The organism is Cupriavidus nantongensis (genome assembly GCF_001598055.1).
Classification (GTDB): Bacteria; Pseudomonadota; Gammaproteobacteria; order Burkholderiales; family Burkholderiaceae; genus Cupriavidus; species Cupriavidus nantongensis.
Window position 1 is genome coordinate 2,022,999 of record NZ_CP014845.1, and the last position, 16,528, is coordinate 2,039,526.

The window sequence follows — 16,528 nt, forward strand, 5'->3', positions numbered from 1 at the left end:
CGTATGTCAATGTGGGGTCAAGACTGGATGTTCGCGTCGGCAGACACGATAGTGACCGTGTCGATCCGTCCGCCGATTTGCGCACCGATATAAAGGCACTCGGAATAATGCGGCGGAAAGCCCGCCGCACGCATGGCCGCGGCAGTGCGGTCGATGTCGTATCCGACCCGATGCAGCGTGACCCGGTCGTCGTCCAGCACCGCAAACGCCGCCCGTGCATCGCCGTCGCGAGGCTGTCCAACCGAGCCAGGGTTGCAGTACTGCCTGCCTTGAAAATCGGCCAGCGCCTGCACATGCGTATGACCGGAAAAAAGCCGGCGCACGTGGCGCGGAATGGTTGCGTCACTGACCTGGTACAGATACTGGTCGCGGGGATCTTCGGGCCCGCCATGCACGAAAAGGTTGTCGCCTTCGGCCAATGAAGGCTTCGACGCGGCAAGCCACTCCACCTGTCCGGAGGTCACCACGCAGCGCTGGTATTCCATGATCTGCGAAACCATGCGCGAACGCGGGCAGGCCAGACCCTCGACCAGATAGTGATCGTGATTTCCCATGATATTCAGCACGTTGTGTTCGCGCAGCAGGTCGATACACTCTCCTAGCTGCGAGTAGTAGCCCACCACGTCGCCTAGCGAAATAAAGCGGCGGCAACCAAGGCGCTTTGCCGCGGCAAGTACCGCCTGGAGTGCCGGCAGGTTGCCGTGAACGTCAGAAAGAATGCAGATCATGCTGAACATAGTCCTCGGCATAGCGCCATGCCCGCCCTGCGCGGATGGCAGCCAGTTCGGGGCGCCGGCCCGTCAGGAACAACTCGATCGCCATGGCCGCTTCGTTAAATCCGAATGCAGCCCGTAGCGAGGTACTGCTGGAAAACCGGGGGTTGATCTCCAGCAGGAAAACCCGTGAACCTTCCTTGCGAAACTGGAAATTCGTTGGTCCCAAAGGCTTGAAGTACGCGCACAGCCGTGCGCACGCCTGCGCAATGGCCGGATCGCGGCTGACTTCGGCATAACCGGTGCTGCCCGACGCGCCCAGGCGCCGGCGAAAAATGAGCGGCGCCAACATGTCTCCGTCGCCAAGGCCGAAAATGCCGACTGTATATTCCTCCTCATCGCTGCCGACGAGCCGCTGCACCATGAAATCCCGGCCGGCCTTGTGTCGCCAGTAATGAAAGTCAGTCTCATCGTGCAGCCGGACAATGCCGCGCCCCGCACTGCCGCGCCTGGGCTTCATCAACAGTGGAGCCGAACCCAGCTGCGCGAGACACGACGCCCAGTCACCCTCGACCATGCCCGGGATGGCCATTGCCGCCAGTTCGCCACCGGCCGTCCGGAGCGCTTCGGCAAGCCGCCACTTGTCTTCCCCCAGCGCGATCACCGCGTCCGTGTTGAGACAAAGCGCTACGCCAGTGTCGGCAAGCTGCGCGCGATGCCTGGCAAGATACGCCACATCCACGTCCAGGCCCGGCATGACGATCCTCGCGTTCTCCCGCGCCAGGAGTTCACGCCAGAACGTGCGGTAGCCTGGGCCGTCCTCGTCGCAGTCCGGCTTGGCATGAAACGCATCGCAAAGATAGCGGCCCATGCAATCCTGGTTGCGGTCCACCCCGACGATGCGCACCGGCGGCTGGACCTGGCGCAGGCTCCGGACGATGCCTTGCCCGATGATTGCACCGACTCCCGTCACCACCACAGTGGTCCGTGTGTCCGGATCCATTTCGGCTCCCTTCAGCTGACGTCAGGCGGGCCAAACAAGCTGGCGGTTCCGGCAGCGCGAATCCCCGCTATGCCTGCTCGCATGGACATCGGGGCTGGCAGGCCAAGCCGCACATGAGCATCGTGACCCCTGTCGAGACAGAAGCCGCGCGCCGTGAGATCGCCATGGATCCAGCCGCGCCGAAGATCCACACCAATTTCGGAGGCACTAGAACGACCAGCGGTCACGACCGCAACGCCGGCAGCGCGCAGCAGAGCGGCAATCCGGCGCCCCGGCATGGAATTCGCGCCCACTATGATCGCAGTCTTCATTCCGGCCTCACCTCCATCAGCAAACCGACGCAAAGGTCAGGGAAGTCAATGCCGACCTTCAACATCGCTTGCAGGTTTGCTTGCATGTCGGGAAGCGTTTTCAGGACCGACAGCGGCAGCGGCTTAAGGTAGATCCCTTCCTCATGCAGGACAGAATAGCCGCACGCGTGCAACAGGCTGCGCAGCGTGTCGCGGCAGAACTGGCGCTGGTGGCCAAGCGCGATGTCGTTGGCGTTCAGGCTGTAGATATCATCGATCAGACCAAGCTCGAGCCCGAGCCTGCGGTTCATCGACTTGGCATTCGGCACCGCGACGAACATCCGGCCGCCGGGTTTCAGCAAGCGCCGGTAGCGGGTCAGAATCAGTCCCGGATCGTCGACATGCTCGAGGACAAAGCCCATTACGATGACGTCGAATCGCTCATCGGTGTCGAACGTTTCAAAGTACGCTTCCACAACCTCGGCGCGACTGTGCGGATGCCCGGCGTGAAACTGGGCGATCACCTTCGGCGAGCCCTCGATAATCACATGCCGCTCGGCGTGCGCGCCGAACAGCGCCGCGGTAAAGCCGTGCCCGAGGCCTAACTCCAGCAAATTCCCGCAATTGCCAAAGCGTTCGACGATGCGGCCCGGATACCAGTTCAGAATGAGGTCGTTTTCCAGCGATGTGGCTGCGTTGGGAAAATATTCCCCCGAGACGGCGTCTAGTTTGTTCATCAGTTATTCCTGAATGGCAAGGGCGGGGGCGGCACAGGCAGTGCGCCAGGCTTCCGTTCCGGAGCAGATCCGTGCGCGACCGCCAGGCCCGCAGTTGGCGACGAGATCCAGTGCGCTGACATAAGGTGTAAACGGCCCGTGGCATTGCGGGTAAGGGTCCAGCTGGTAGCGCATGTATTCGACCGCAATGCCTGCTGCGTCGAAGATGCCATGGTCAAGATAACGCCTTGCACCGTGGCCCGTCACGTAGCGTGCAGCGCCCTGCTGCCGGCACAATGCCAGCAGCCGCGCGCTGCTGTGCCCCGGCACGCCGAGCGCCGACGCATCGAGGAATGTGGTCTGCGCGTCCAGCCCGAAGTACCGCGCCAGCGCGAGGGTCGATCGCTTTCCCAGGCTGGCGAGCGTAGGCGTCGGGGCGCCGAAGACATCGTCCACCAGATCCAGCATGTCCTGCAGGAAGGGGGTGCCGGCGTAGGCTTGCCGCAGGATATCCCGGTGCCTGGCACGCCAGTTCTCGCTGTCGTCAAGCTCGAGCTCGCAGATAAGGCTGCCGCGCCGCCGGTTGCGCAACGGCACCGTGAGCCAGCGCACGCCATCCCGGGTCTTGACCTGCACCCTGTTCAGAAAGCCGCGCGCGAACTGCACGTCATCGTAGAAGACATAGGTGTCACACAACCGTATCTGCTCCAGCATGCCTACCCAGGGGAAGTACATGGGCTGTGAAATGACGACGCAAGCGGCGGGCGCATGCATGGCCGGCTTACCCTTGCGCATGGTCGAGCATCCGGATGTGCGGCACGGCCACCGCAAAGCGGCCGCCCCACTCGTGCACATAGCCGTGCAGTGCCTGTATCTCACCGGCGATATTCCACGGCAGGATCAGCACCACATCCGGGCGAAACTCGCGCAGCCGCGCTGGGTCGACCACGGGTATCCGGCTGCCTGGCAGGTATCGCCCCTGCTTGGAGGGCGCGGCGTCACAGACAAAAGGCAGCAGGTCGGCGCGCACGCCCGCGTAGTTGAGCAGCGTATTGCCTTTCGCCGCGGCGCCGTACGCCGCGACTTTGCGGCCGGCGTGCTTCAGTCCAGCCAGGAACGCCACCAGACCATCCTTGACGGCATCGGCGCGCGCCTGGAACCCCAGGTAGGTCTCCAGCCGACGCAGGCCGAAGTCCGCTTCGGCCCGAATCAGTGCCGGCACGGCAGGGGTTGGCGCGCGCGCGTCATCGACATGGCAGCCATAGACGCGCAGGCTGCCGCCGTGTGTCGGCAAGGTTTCGACATCGACTACCCGCAGACCCGCGCTGGCGAAGATGCGCTGCACCGTGTAGAGCGACAGGTAGGAGAAATGCTCGTGGTAAACCGTATCGAACTGGGTCTGTTCGATCAGGCGCATCAGGTGCGGAAACTCCAGCGTAACCGTGCCACCCGGCTTGAGCGCGGCCTTCAGTCCGCGCGTGAAGTCATTGATGTCCGGGACATGAGCAAAGACGTTGTTGCCGATAATAAGGTCGGCTTGTCTGCCTTGCGCCGCCAGGGACTCGCCCATGGCCTGTCCGAAGAATTCACGCACGGTCGGCACGCCAATGGCTTCGGCGGCACTGGCGGTGCTGGCCGTCGGTTCGATACCCAAGCACGGGATGCCAGCGGCCACAAAGTTTTTCAGCAGGTAGCCGTCGTTGGAAGCCACCTCGATCACAAAGCTGCCGGGCCCCAAGCCGAGACGCCGCGAGATATCGCCGGCATAGCGTCGAGCATGGGCAAGCCAGCTCTGCGATGTCGAAGAGAAGTACGCATAGTCGCGGCTGAATAGTTCGTCCGCGCGGGCGTAGTCTTCGGTCTGGACCAGCCAGCACTTTGTGCAGACATGGAGGCGCAGGGGGAAATGCACTGCCGGCGCCCGCAGGTCGGCGCGGTCAAGGTAGGCGTTGGAAGGCGGCGCCGAGCCCAAGTCGAGAAACACATGGTCGAGCGCGGCGTGACAATGACGGCAATTCATGGTTGGAGTCCGGCAAAGCCGGCGCTGAGAAGCGGATGGGAGCGGTCGCGGGCTGACAGTTCAGTCACCGGCAGCGGCCAGCGGATGCCAATCGCGGGATCGTCATGGCGCACGCCGCCCTCCGCTTGCGGCGTGAAAGGCGCCGTATGCAGATAGAGCAGTTCGCTGTCCGCCTCCAGCGCCTGGAAGCCGTGGGCACAACCTTCGGGAATCAGCATCATGCGGGCATTGTCCGCACTCAGTTCCTCTGCATGCCAGTGCAGAAAGGTGGGCGACCCCGCGCGCAGGTCCACCACCACATCCCAGACGCGCCCGCGCAGGCAGCGAACCAGCTTCATCTCGGCATGCGGCGCATGCTGGAAATGCAGGCCGCGCAGCGCGCCGGCGGAGTTCGTTCGGGAATGATTGGCCTGCACCACGCGGCGCCCGCCGAAGAATTCCGCGAGGGCTTCGACGCAGAAGAGCCGGGTGAATGCGCCGCGCTGATCTGTGCGCGCGTCGGTGTGTACCAGCGCCGCGCCCGCGATGGCGAGTGGGATCGCCTTCATCTGGCCACCCAACTTGCGCCTGCGGCGGCCGCGGCTTCAATGTATGCGTCGAGCTGCCGGCATGTGGGCGGCGCGTCGCCCCGGGCGTGTTCGCGATACCACTCGGCTGTGGCCGCCAGCGCCTGTTCAAGGTTCCAGACCGGCTGCCAGCCCAGCCTTGACCTGGCGAGCGCGCTGTCGAGGTACAGCAGGCCGGCTTCGTGTGGCCGCGGCAAGTCCGAGACGCGCCATGCCAGTACTGGCCAGTGCACGCGCATCTGCGTGAGCACGGCTTCCACGGTGCGGTTGTCCTGCGCGGCCGGGCCGAAGTTCCAGGCGGTCGCGCAACTACGGTCGCCCGCCAGCAGGCGTTCGCCAAGCAGCAGGTAGCCGGCCAGGCAATCAAGCACATGTTGCCATGGCCGCGTGGCATGCGGCGAGCGGATTTCCAGCATTTCGCCACGCAGGGTGGCGCGCACCAGGTCCGGGATCAGCCGGTCCTCAGACCAGTCGCCGCCGCCGATCACGTTGCCGGCACGGGCGGTTGCCACCAGCGGGCCCGCCGTGGTGAAGAAGCCCTGCCGGTAGCTGGCCGCGACCATTTCGGCGGCCGCCTTTGAGGCGCTGTATGGATCGTAGCCGCCGAGACGATCGCATTCGCGATAGCCCCAGGACCATTCCTGGTTGGCATAGACCTTGTCGGTGGTCACCACCACCACCGCCCGCACACCCGAATGCAGCCGGCATGCTTCCAGCACGTTGGCGGTACCCATGACATTGGTCGACCAGGTCTCCAGCGGATCGCGATACGCGCGGCGTACCAGCGGCTGGGCGGCCAGGTGGAAGACAATTTCCGGCTCGCTCTGCGCCAGCGCTGCCTCCAATGCCGGGAAGTCGCGCACGTCGCCGCGCATGTCAGCTGCGCTCAGCCCGAGCCGTTCCCAGTGATCGGAGTCGGCGGCCGGCGCCAGCGCAAAGCCGGTCAGGCTTGCGCCCAGCCGGGACAGCCATTGCGCCAGCCAACTACCCTTGAAGCCGGTATGCCCGGTCAGCAGGACGCGACGCCCGTGATAAGCGTTATGGAACATCCTCACGGCCAAGCTTTCCAAGGGGGGTTGCCACCGGCCCACAGATGCTCCAGCAGATTCTTGTCGCGCAAGGTATCCATGGCCTGCCAGAAGCCGCTGTGTCGGTACGCCTGCAAGCTACCTTGGGCGGCCAGCCGCATCATCGGTTCGCTCTCCCAAACCGTGCTGTCGTCGCATACCAGGTCGATCACCGAGGGTTCCAGCACAAAGAAGCCACCATTGATCCACGCGCCGTCACCGGCGGGCTTCTCCTGAAAACTGCGTACATGGGATCCGGCAACATCCAGCGCGCCGTAGCGCCCGGGCGGCTGAATCGCGGTCACGGTGGCGGCCTTGCCGTGCGACAGATGGAAGTTGAGCAGCGCGCGGATATCGACATCCGAGACGCCATCACCATAAGTGAAGCAGAATGTCTCGTTGTCCAGGTATTGACGCACTCGTTTCATGCGGCCGCCCGTCATGGTGTGCTCGCCGGTATCGACCAGCGTGACCCGCCATGGCTCGGCATGCCGCTGGTGGACTTCCATGCGGTTGTGCTTCAGGTCAAAGGTGACATCGGACATGTGCAGGAAGTAGTTGGCGAAATACTCCTTGACCACGTAGCCCTTGTAGCCGAGGCAGATCACGAAATCGTTGATCCCGTAGTGGGAGTAGATCTTCATGATGTGCCAGAGCACCGGCTTGCCGCCAATCTCGATCATCGGCTTGGGCCGCAGGTGCGACTCTTCGGAAATGCGCGTGCCGAGCCCGCCCGCCAGGATCACCGCTTTCATGCCGCTACCTTCTCGGATTGCGTCGGAATTCCGGCGACTTCACGCATCGACGGCACGGGCTGCGCTTCCAGGTAGTCAAGCTCCAATCCGAAAGCCTCGTGCAGGAAGTCGGCCAGCGCGGTCTTGTCTTGCCCGCATTCGTCCAACCGCGCCAGCAGCAGGCGGTACAGCGGTAATGAATACTTGCGCAGGGTGGCGCTTTCGAGCAACAGCTCCAGCGCGCCCTCGCGATCGCCCTGGCGGTACAGAAGCTCGGACAGCGCATAGGCCACCAGCCAATGCTTGCTCCACTTCGCCGAGATGTTTTCCAGCACGTTTTCCAGCGATTCGATCGAACCCGTCTCAAGTGCGTCGATCACGAGCAGCGTGATTTCCTCCATGCGATGCCAACGCCCGCCGAAAAACAAGCCTTCGCCAGCCGCTTGCGGCAGTTGCCCGGGCTGGCGGTAGGTGTCGACCCATTGCGCCATCTCCGCCTCCAGCCAGCGGCAGAAGCCAGCGGCATCGAATAGCGGGCTGGCCTCGACCATGGGCCGTATCGACATGCGCAGCGCATTCAGTTCGCCGACGTTCGATGCCAGCGCTACGGCGGTTTCTACATATTGCGCCTCGGTCTCGCAGGCCAGGCCGCCCAGTCCCACTGCACTCACAAAGGCGGAAGCCACACGCTCGTGGCATGCGTTACCCCTCAGGGTAACGAGCGGCACGCCCATCCACAGCGCATCGCAGGCATTGGCGCCGGCTGTCAGTGGCGAGGTGTCGAGCACCACATCGATGTCGTGGTAGAGCAGGTACTGGTTGCCGGCACGCCTGGGCACACAGATCACCCGCTCGCTTTCTATGCCGGCCTGCGCCATGCGTGCTAGCAGAGGCAGACGCACGGCATCGACATCCAGCCCAGCGCACTCCAGCAGGAGCTTGCTGGCTGGGCAGCGCGCGAGCACGGCGCTCCACAGCCGGAGCGTGCGAGCGCTGATCTTGCCGAGATTGATACAGCAGCCAAAGGTGACATGGCCGTTTGCAAGCGCCGGCGTCGCGCGGGGCCGGTAGGCAGCGGCATAGGCATCCAGCGGGCGCCCGACCAGCGGATGGTAGACCACGCCAACCGTCGGCGCACGCAGCAATTGCTCGGTGTAGTGTGCTTCGTGGCCCTCGGGATCTGAAACGGGGTCGGTGACACGGTAATCGATCTGCGGCATGCCGGTCGATCCCGGATAGCCGATCCAGGAAACCTGGCGCACCGCCAGCCGGTGCACCATGTAATGCAACGGTGTGTTGCGCGTGTAGCCACCCAGGTCGAACAGGACATCCAGCCTGGCCTCGCGGACGGTATCGATCACTTGTTGCGTCGACTGGCCCGCCACATCGACAAAGTGGTCCGCGTGATGACGAATCTTCGCGGTGATGTTGTCGTGATGCCCATTGAGACTGAACACGAATAGCTCAAAGCGGCTGTGGTCGATATTTGCGACAAACGGCACGATGAAGTAGGCGCATGCATGCGCATGCAGGTCATTGGACAGCAAGCCCACACGAATACGTCCGTTGTCATCCGGCTGCGGCGCCGCCCCGGCGCCGACGCCCGGGGGCGTCATCAGTTCGGCGCACTGCCGGGCCTCTGACAAGAGGCCCGATGCTGTAGTCGACTCATCGAACAGCATCGTAAACATCAGGTTGAGGCGGACCAGTTCGGAGCGCGGCGCCTGGGCCACCGCCTGGCGCAACATGGCTACTGCCCCCGGCACATCGCCGGTCTCTTTCAACGCGTTGGCATAGTTCGACAGCACGCGCGCATCGGCGGGCCTCAGTTCGAACGCCTTGCGCGCGGCGTGCTTCGCGGCATGGTAGTCCTGCAGGCTATACAGGATTGCTGAATAGTTGGACCACGCCGCCCACTGACTGGGATCCCGCTCGATCACCGGTTCGATGATCGCCTTTGCCTGCCCGTAGCTTCCAAGGTCGAGCAGAACCTCGGCGGCAAGGATGCACGTACGCGCATCGTCCGGAAACCTCGCCATCGCAGCCTCGGCGGTCTCGCGGGCCGCGGCGGCGTCCCCCCGGCCGAGCTTACCCAGTGCCAGCCAGTGCCAGGCTTCAGGGTTGGAGTCATCGATTTCCCGCGCACGCAAGGCCTGAACGATACAGTCGTCGTAGCGCTGCGCGGCATAGCTCGCTGCCGCCTGGTTGAGGAAGCGGGATGCCCGATGCGCGTGTCTGGTTTTCTGCATGGAATAGCGGAGAAGACGTGGACGGATCATCGGAGCTCTTGTCATCGCCGGATTCCCGCCAGTTACGGTGACGGCAGAATAGTTCCAGGCCGGCCGCCGCGATTGGTGGAACTCAGACCGAAATGGGGGCCTTTTCACCCAATAGCGCTATGGTTCCGCCGCACATCATTCTGCCGGGACGGGGCCAGCGAGATCGCTTGCCGCGACCGCAAACTCGATGGAGCCTTGAAGCCGTGGAACTGATCAACCAGACGCGCGCGAGCCTGATTGACTACGTGTGCGCGCAAATCGCCACGTTTTTCCCGGATGGCGCCGACACCAAGGCGGCCATCACGCGCAACTTTGCCGAGGCGATGGGCAGGGTCGAGAAGTGCTTTGGCGCGATCCGGCCGTGGCCGGCCGGGAAGTTCAACTACCTGCAGTCTGCGCAGTACTGCCTGTTCCTGTACTACCTCGCCAATACGATCTGGCGCAATGACGATGATTCCGGTACTGCCACGCGATTGTTCTTGCTGAACAAGACCCTCAATGGCATAGACCTGTTCTATGAGATACAGATGCCGGACATCTTTGTGCTGGGACACTCCAGCGGTATCGTGCTGGCCAAGGCCACCTATGGCAACTACCTGGTGCTGCACCAGCACTGCACCGTCGGACGCAACTATGAGGTGGCACCGGTGTTGGGCGAGGGTGTGGTGATGTACCCTGGCAGCAGCGTGATCGGACGCTGCAGGGTGGGAGATCATTCCGTGATCTCGATTGGGACGCAGGTGGTCAACCGGGATACGCCCGGGAATTGCACCATCTATCAGGGCGACGGCGGAGAACTGGCCGTGAGGCCGGCCGGCCGCAACCTGATCGAAGAAATTTTCCGCGTCTGACACCAGCCCAATCGAACATAAGGCTACTTCAGGCGCGCACACTCACGCCACTGGCGCCGATGCCATCAACGCGGCGGCATCGGCCATCCCGGCGCCTCACACCGCCATATTCATCATCTCCTGGTAAGCCGCCACCAGCCGATTCCGCACCTGCACCCCGGTCTGGAACGACACATTGGCCTTCTGCAGGTCGATCATCACGTCATTGAGCGCCACGCCGGGCTTGCCCAGCTCGAACGCCTCGGCCTGGCCGTAGGCGCGCTCCTGCGCGGCGTTGATGCGGCCGAGCGAGCGCTGCAGCTCGCCCGCGAAGCCGCCGCCGACCGCTGCCGCGGCCTGCCCGGCGGAGTTGCCGGAAGCAACCTGGGACATCCCGCGCAGTTGCTGCAGCATGCCCTCGATGGAAGAGATAGTGGTCATGGGTCGTGATCGGCCGGAGGTCCGGCCCGGTTGGTCTTGGGGCGCGCCGTGGGCGCCGGTTGGCCGGTTCCCGGCCTGCCACGGGCCCGCGCCGAGCGGATCCGCAGCCAGTTTCAGCCCTCGCAGGGTACCCGCCGCCGTGCTTGCCCCATGGACCGAAATCGGCCGGAAAATCCGGTCTATTCGCCGGATTGTCGCCCTCAAGTCTGGCCGATCATTGCCACCGTGCCGCAAAAGCGCGGGCCATGGCGCCGGCCGTGGTGCCTGCCTCGCGCCGGGGCTGGCCGATCCACAGACAACCATCGATTCGGGAGTACGCGTGTTTTCTCTGCAGCGCAATGTGAGCCGCACGGCTGGCCGTGCCGCGAGCCGGGCCGACGACCAGGGCGATCCGCAGCGCGGGTGCCGTCGCGCGCCTGGCCGCGCCGGATCCGGAGCACGCGCATGACCGCGGCAGTGGCACTGCCGGGGCGTCCCGCCGAAATGCTGGAGCGCCTGAAGGCCAACCCGAAGCTGCCGCTGATGCTGGGCGGCGCGGCGCTGGCCGCCGCGATTGCGGTGGGCGTGCTGTGGTCGCGCGGCCCGGACTATAAGGTGCTGTACAGCAACCTGTCCGAGCGTGACGGCGGCGCGGTGCTGCAGTCGCTGCAGCAGATGAACGTGCCGTACAAGTTCGCCGAAGGCGGCGGCGCGGTGATGGTGCCGGCCGAGAAGGTGCACGAGACGCGCCTGCGGCTGGCCTCGCAGGGCCTGCCCAAGAGCGGCAACGCCGGCATGGAGCTGATGGACAACCAGAAGTTCGGCATCAGCCAGTTTGCCGAGCAGGTCAACTACCAGCGCGGGCTGGAAGGCGAGCTGGCGCGCTCGATCGAGTCGATCGCCGCGGTGCAGTCCGCGCGCGTGCACCTGGCCATTCCCAAGCCGACGCTGTTCGTGCGCGAGCGCCAGAAGCCGACCGCCTCGATCGTGCTGCAGCTGTACCCGGGCCGCGCCATCGATGAAGGCCAGGTCGCGGCGATCAGCCACCTGGTGTCGTCGAGCGTGCCGGAGCTGACGCCCAAGTCGATCTCGATCGTCGACCAGCACGGCAACCTGCTGTCGAACACCGGCAACGAGCGCATGCTCGACGCCACCCAGCTCAAGTACGTGCAGGCGCTGGAGCAGAACTACCTGAAGCGCATCGAAGCGATCCTGACGCCGATCGTCGGCAAGGACAACGTACGCGCGCAGGTCACCGCCGACGTGGACTTCTCCATCGTCGAGCACACCGACGAAAGCTACAAGCCCAACCAGGACCCGACCCGCACCGCGATCCGCAGCCAGCAGACCAGCGAATCGACCCAGCAGGGCGTAACGCCGCCGGGCGGCGTGCCCGGCGCGCTGTCGAACCAGCCGCCCGCCGCCGCCGCGGCACCGGTGACCACGCCGCAGACTCCGCGCGCGGGCCAGGCCCCGGCTCAGGCCGGGGCCCCTGCCGCAGGTCAGCCCGGCCAGGCCGGCCAGGCCGGCCAGGCCGCGCAGGGCGCGACCACCGCCGCGTCCAGCGGACCGAGCAGCAACCGCCGCGATTCCACCGTCAACTATGAGCTGGACCGCTCGGTGCGCCATGTGCAGCAGGCGCCGGGCGGCGTGCGCCGGCTGTCGGTGGCGGTGGTGGTCAACTACCGCCAGCAGGCCGATGCCAAGGGCAAGCTTGTCGCCGAGCCGCTGCCGCCGGCGCTGCTGGCGCAGATCCAGAACCTGACCAAGGAAGCGATGGGGTTCTCGGCCGAGCGCGGCGACTCGATCAACGTGGTCAACAGCCCCTTCACCGCCGAGCGCGAGAAGGCCGAGCCCGAACTGCCGCTGTGGAAGCAGCCCGACATGATTGCACTGGGCAAGAGCCTGGCCGGCTACCTGCTGCTGGCACTGCTGGCGCTGTTCGTGTGGTTCAAGGTGGCGCGGCCGATCCTGCGCCGCTACACCGCGCCGCCGCTGCCGGCGCCCGAGCCCAAGGACGAGACCGAGGCGGTGCTGCTGCCGCCGGAAGAGCCGGCCAATCCGGAAATCCTGCGGCTTGCCGCCAAGTATGAAAGCGACCTCGCGCTGGTGCGCGACGCCGCCCAGCGCGACCCCCGCCTGGTCGCCAGCGTGATCAAGAACTGGATTAGCAATGACAACCGCTAAGGGCATCTCTGAATCCGGCCTGCAGAAGAGCGCGGTGCTGATGATGGCGATCGGCGAGGATGCCGCGGCCGAGGTGTTCAAGCACCTGTCGCAGCGCGAAGTGCAGGAGCTGGGCTCGGCCATGGCCACGCTCAGTTCGGTCACCCGCGAGGAGATGGCCGAGGTGCTGGGCGAGTTCCGCGCCGAGACCGAGCAGTACCTGGCGCTGAACGTCGACTCCAGCGCGTTTATCCGCAGCGTGCTGAACAAGGCGCTGGGCGAGGAGCGCGCGCAGTCGGTGATCGAGGACATCCTGGAGTCGCGCGATCCGGGCGGCGGCATCGACTCGCTCAACTGGATGGATGCCACCGCGATCGCCGAGCTGATCCGCGACGAGCACCCGCAGATCATCGCCACCATCCTGATCCACCTGGACCGCCAGAAGTCGTCCGAGGTGCTGGGGCTGTTCACCGACCGCCTGCGCAACGACGTGATCCTGCGCATTGCCACCTTCGGCGGCGTGCAGCCGGGCGCGCTGCAGGAACTGACCGACGTGCTGACCAAGCTGCTGGCGGGCCAGAGCCTGAAGCGCAGCCGCATGGGCGGGGTGCGCACCGCGGCCGAGATCATCAACCTGATGAGCACCGCGCACGAAGAGGCCGTGATCGATGGCGTGCGCCTGCACGACGGCGACCTGGCGCAGAAGATCATCGACGAGATGTTCCTGTTCGAGAACCTGCTCGAGGTCGACGACCGCGGCATCCAGCGCGTGCTCAAGGAAATCGCCACCGAGTCGCTGATCGTCGCGCTCAAGGGCGCGCCGCAGGAGCTGCGCGACAAGTTCATCCGCAACATGTCCACCCGCGCCGGCGAGATGCTGCGCGAGGACCTGGACGCGCTGGGACCGGTGCGCGTGTCGCAGGTCGAGGCCGAGCAGAAGGCCATCCTGCAGGTGGTAAGACGCCTGGCGGATGCGGGCGAAGTGCAGATCGGCGGAGGCGACGATGCCTATGTCTGAAGCAGACCCCGAGCGCGGGGCCGGGCGCCGCGCCCTGGGCGCGGACCCGCTCTCGTCCCTCGGCGGCCACGGTGCCGCCGGCGCCGGCGGCTTCGCGCCGTTCGAGCCGCCGCGCCGCGCGCGGGGCGGCGCGGCCGGCTGGCAGCGCTGGCAGATGGGCTCGCTCGATCCCCGGCATGCCGAGCCGCTGGAAACGCTGGCCGCCGTGCCGGCCGAACCCGCGCCGCCGCCGATCGACTTCGCCGCGCTCGACGCGATGCGCGAAGGCGCGCGCAAGGAAGGCTACGCCCAGGGCTACACCCAGGGCCAGACCCAGGGCTATGGCGACGGCCATCGCGAAGGCTATGCGCGCGGACTGGAAGCCGCCCGCAACGAGGCCGCGCAGCTGCAGGCGCTGGCCGGCAATTTCCGCAGCGCACTGAGCAATGTCGACGACGCGGTCGCGCACGCGCTGGTGTCGCTGGCGCTGGACGTGGCGCGCCAGCTGGTGCGCACGACGCTGGCGCAGGACGCCGCGGCGCTGCTGCCGGCGGTGCGCGAGCTGCTGACGAGCGAACCGGCGCTGTCCGGATCGCCCAGCCTGCAGCTGCACCCCGACGACGTGGCGCTGGTGGAGACCCACCTGCAAGGCGAACTGGCCGCCGCCGGCTGGACCGTGCGCGCCGATCCGTCGGTGGCGCGCGGCGGCTGCATCGCCAGCGCCGCCAGCGGCGAGCGCGACGCCACGCTGCCCACGCGCTGGACCCGCGTGGTGCGGGCGCTGGGCCGCGACGACCCGTGGGAGCCGCCGCATGCCTGATACCGCGCAGGACCACCACGACGGCGCGCACGCCCACACGCAACGCTGGATCGGCGCGCTCAACGGCGCCGCGGCCGGCATCGCCGGGCTCGACAGCAAGCGCAGCTGCGGCCGGCTGACGCGCGCCGCCGGGCTGGTGCTGGAGGCCGTGGGCCTGCGCCTGCCGGTGGGCAGCGATTGCCTGATCGAGCTGCCAGCCGGGCAGTTCAGCACCGACAGCAACGCCCCGCGCACCGCCGAAGCCGAAGTGGTCGGCTTTGGCGCCGACCGCCTTTACCTGATGCCCCAGTCCGACGTGGTCGGGCTGCTGCCCGGTGCGCGCGTCTACCCGCTGGAACCGTCACCGCAACCGGCCGGCACCACCGCGCCGCGCGAGCCGGGCTCCAAGCGCCTGCCGGTCGGCGCGGGCTTGCTGGGCCGCGTGCTGGATGCGGCGGGCCGCCCGCTGGACGGGCTCGGCCCGCTGGCCGCGGCGATGGAAGTGCCGCTGGCCGGCGAGCAGATCAACCCGCTGATGCGGGCCCCGATCGAAACCGTGCTCGACACCGGCGTGCGCGCCATCAACGGCATGCTGACGGTCGGCCGCGGCCAGCGCATGGGCCTGTTCGCGGGCTCGGGCGTGGGCAAGAGCGTGCTGCTGGGCATGATGGCGCGCTACACCAGCGCCGACGTGATCGTGGTCGGCCTGATCGGCGAACGCGGCCGCGAGGTGAAGGAGTTCATCGAGAACATCCTCGGGCCGGAGGGCCGCCGCCGCTCGGTGGTGGTGGCCGCGCCGGCTGACTGCTCGCCGCTGCTGCGCATGCAGGGCGCCGCCTATGCCACGCGGCTGGCCGAGTATTTCCGCGACCAGGGCCAGCATGTGCTGCTGATCATGGATTCGCTGACGCGCTATGCCATGGCCCAGCGCGAGATCGCGCTGGCGATCGGCGAGCCTCCCGCCACCAAGGGCTATCCGCCGTCGGTCTTCGCCAAGCTGCCGACGCTGGTCGAGCGCACCGGCAACGGCCCCGAGGGCGGCGGCTCGATCACCGCGTTCTACACCGTGCTGACCGAAGGCGACGACCAGCAGGACCCGATCGCCGATTCCGCGCGCGCCATCCTCGACGGCCATATCGTGCTGTCGCGCAGCCTGGCCGAAGCCGGCCACTATCCGGCCATCGACGTCGAGGCCTCGATCAGCCGCGCCATGACCGCGCTGATCCCGCACGAGCAGTTCGGCTCGGTGCGCCGCTTCAAGCAGCTGATGTCGCGCTACCAGCGCAACCGCGACCTGATCAGCGTGGGCGCCTACGTGCCGGGCAACGACCCGGAACTGGACCTGGCGATCCAGCTGCATCCGCGCATGGAAGCCTTCCTGCAGCAGGATATCCACGAGCGCGCCGGCTACGCCGACGCCATCGCCGCACTGCACAGCCTCTTCGACAGGAGTGAACATGCTCAAGCATTCACCGCTCAACACGCTGGCTGACCTGGCCCAGACCGACACCGACGCCGCCGCGCGCGAGCTCGGCCGGCTGCAGGGCCTGCGCACGCAGGCGGAGCTGCAGCTCAACCAGCTCACGCAATACCGCCAGGAATACCGCGAGCGCATGCAGGTGGTGGCGGCGCAGGGTATGACTTCCAGCCGCTGGCAGGATTTCTCGCGCTTCCTCGATTCGCTGGACCAGGCCATCCGCCAGCAGGGCGCGGCCCTGGCCAAGGCCGAGGCCGACCTGCTGGCCGGCCGCAACCGCTGGCAGCACCAGAAGCGCCGCCTGAACTCGTTCGACACGCTGATCGCACGCGCGGAAGCGAAGCAGGAACAGGTGGCCGCGCGCCGCGAGCAGCGCGCCAACGACGAATACGCCGCCCGCCTGGCCCGCACCGCGGCCAGCCGCCTGAGCGAAGCCTGAGCGAAGCCTGAG

At 66.4% G+C, this 16,528-nt stretch carries 17 protein-coding genes; 6 read left to right on the plus strand and 11 right to left on the minus strand.

Annotation, left to right across the window (positions count from 1 at the left end; genetic code table 11):
* Window positions 1-17 precede the first annotated feature (17 nt).
* From A2G96_RS29955 to A2G96_RS29995, 10 genes are read right to left on the minus strand one after another with little or no spacing between them, the layout of a single operon-like run.
* Window positions 18-737, minus strand: coding sequence for a metallophosphoesterase family protein (locus A2G96_RS29955; RefSeq protein WP_231909700.1), 720 nt, complete (start codon window positions 735-737; stop codon window positions 18-20).
* The gene (locus A2G96_RS29960; RefSeq protein WP_062803747.1) at window positions 709-1,716 is read right to left on the minus strand and encodes an ATP-grasp domain-containing protein; all 1,008 of its coding nucleotides are present in this window, start codon (window positions 1,714-1,716) and stop codon (window positions 709-711) included. Before A2G96_RS29960 ends, A2G96_RS29955 begins: the two co-directional genes overlap by 29 nt.
* 11 nt (window positions 1,717-1,727) lie before the next feature.
* The gene (locus A2G96_RS33605; protein ID WP_150124289.1) at window positions 1,728-2,027 is read right to left on the minus strand and encodes a hypothetical protein; all 300 of its coding nucleotides are present in this window, start codon (window positions 2,025-2,027) and stop codon (window positions 1,728-1,730) included.
* Entirely contained in the window at window positions 2,024-2,743 is a 720-nt protein-coding gene (locus A2G96_RS29965; protein WP_062803748.1) for a class I SAM-dependent methyltransferase, read from the minus strand. The genes A2G96_RS33605 and A2G96_RS29965 overlap by 4 nt, the downstream gene beginning before the upstream one ends.
* A gap of 3 nt (window positions 2,744-2,746) precedes the next feature.
* Entirely contained in the window at window positions 2,747-3,517 is a 771-nt protein-coding gene (locus A2G96_RS29970; protein WP_082819152.1) for a WbqC family protein, read from the minus strand.
* On the minus strand, window positions 3,504-4,742 hold the full coding sequence (locus A2G96_RS29975) for a class I SAM-dependent methyltransferase (RefSeq protein WP_062803749.1): 1,239 nt from the start codon (window positions 4,740-4,742) through the stop codon (window positions 3,504-3,506). Before A2G96_RS29975 ends, A2G96_RS29970 begins: the two co-directional genes overlap by 14 nt.
* A complete protein-coding gene (locus A2G96_RS29980; protein ID WP_062803750.1) occupies window positions 4,739-5,290 on the minus strand; it encodes a dTDP-4-dehydrorhamnose 3,5-epimerase family protein in 552 nt (183 codons plus the stop codon). Before A2G96_RS29980 ends, A2G96_RS29975 begins: the two co-directional genes overlap by 4 nt.
* Window positions 5,287-6,357, minus strand: a complete 1,071-nt coding sequence (gene rfbG / locus A2G96_RS29985; protein ID WP_174549343.1) for a CDP-glucose 4,6-dehydratase — start codon at window positions 6,355-6,357, stop codon at window positions 5,287-5,289. Before rfbG ends, A2G96_RS29980 begins: the two co-directional genes overlap by 4 nt.
* Before the next feature lie 2 nt (window positions 6,358-6,359).
* A complete protein-coding gene (gene rfbF / locus A2G96_RS29990) occupies window positions 6,360-7,130 on the minus strand; it encodes a glucose-1-phosphate cytidylyltransferase (RefSeq protein WP_062803752.1) in 771 nt (256 codons plus the stop codon).
* The gene (locus A2G96_RS29995; protein WP_231909701.1) at window positions 7,127-9,388 is read right to left on the minus strand and encodes an O-linked N-acetylglucosamine transferase, SPINDLY family protein; all 2,262 of its coding nucleotides are present in this window, start codon (window positions 9,386-9,388) and stop codon (window positions 7,127-7,129) included. Before A2G96_RS29995 ends, rfbF begins: the two co-directional genes overlap by 4 nt.
* 203 nt (window positions 9,389-9,591) lie before the next feature.
* On the opposite strand from A2G96_RS29995, the gene A2G96_RS30000 reads away from it, so the two are divergent.
* On the plus strand, window positions 9,592-10,239 hold the full coding sequence (locus A2G96_RS30000) for an LbetaH domain-containing protein (RefSeq protein ID WP_062803754.1): 648 nt from the start codon (window positions 9,592-9,594) through the stop codon (window positions 10,237-10,239).
* A gap of 96 nt (window positions 10,240-10,335) precedes the next feature.
* Here the strand turns inward: A2G96_RS30000 and fliE are convergent, their stop codons facing one another.
* Window positions 10,336-10,659 carry a flagellar hook-basal body complex protein FliE gene (gene fliE, locus A2G96_RS30005; RefSeq protein WP_062803755.1) on the minus strand — a complete coding sequence of 108 codons (324 nt, stop codon included), beginning with the start codon at window positions 10,657-10,659 and terminating at the stop codon, window positions 10,336-10,338.
* A 444-nt stretch (window positions 10,660-11,103) separates the two neighbouring features.
* Between fliE and fliF the strand changes: the two genes are divergently transcribed.
* Genes fliF through fliJ form a run of 5 tightly spaced genes read left to right on the plus strand, consistent with a single transcriptional unit; the run spans window position 11,104 to window position 16,516 of the window.
* Window positions 11,104-12,825, plus strand: coding sequence for a flagellar basal-body MS-ring/collar protein FliF (fliF, locus tag A2G96_RS30010; protein ID WP_062803756.1), 1,722 nt, complete (start codon window positions 11,104-11,106; stop codon window positions 12,823-12,825).
* Entirely contained in the window at window positions 12,812-13,822 is a 1,011-nt protein-coding gene (fliG, locus tag A2G96_RS30015) for a flagellar motor switch protein FliG (protein WP_062803757.1), read from the plus strand. The genes fliF and fliG overlap by 14 nt, the downstream gene beginning before the upstream one ends.
* Window positions 13,809-14,621, plus strand: coding sequence for a flagellar assembly protein FliH (gene fliH / locus A2G96_RS30020; RefSeq protein WP_082819153.1), 813 nt, complete (start codon window positions 13,809-13,811; stop codon window positions 14,619-14,621). The genes fliG and fliH overlap by 14 nt, the downstream gene beginning before the upstream one ends.
* Window positions 14,614-16,092, plus strand: coding sequence for a flagellar protein export ATPase FliI (gene fliI, locus A2G96_RS30025; protein ID WP_062803759.1), 1,479 nt, complete (start codon window positions 14,614-14,616; stop codon window positions 16,090-16,092). The genes fliH and fliI overlap by 8 nt, the downstream gene beginning before the upstream one ends.
* Window positions 16,058-16,516, plus strand: coding sequence for a flagellar export protein FliJ (gene fliJ / locus A2G96_RS30030; RefSeq protein ID WP_062803760.1), 459 nt, complete (start codon window positions 16,058-16,060; stop codon window positions 16,514-16,516). Before fliI ends, fliJ begins: the two co-directional genes overlap by 35 nt.
* The last annotated feature ends 12 nt before the right edge of the window (window positions 16,517-16,528 follow it).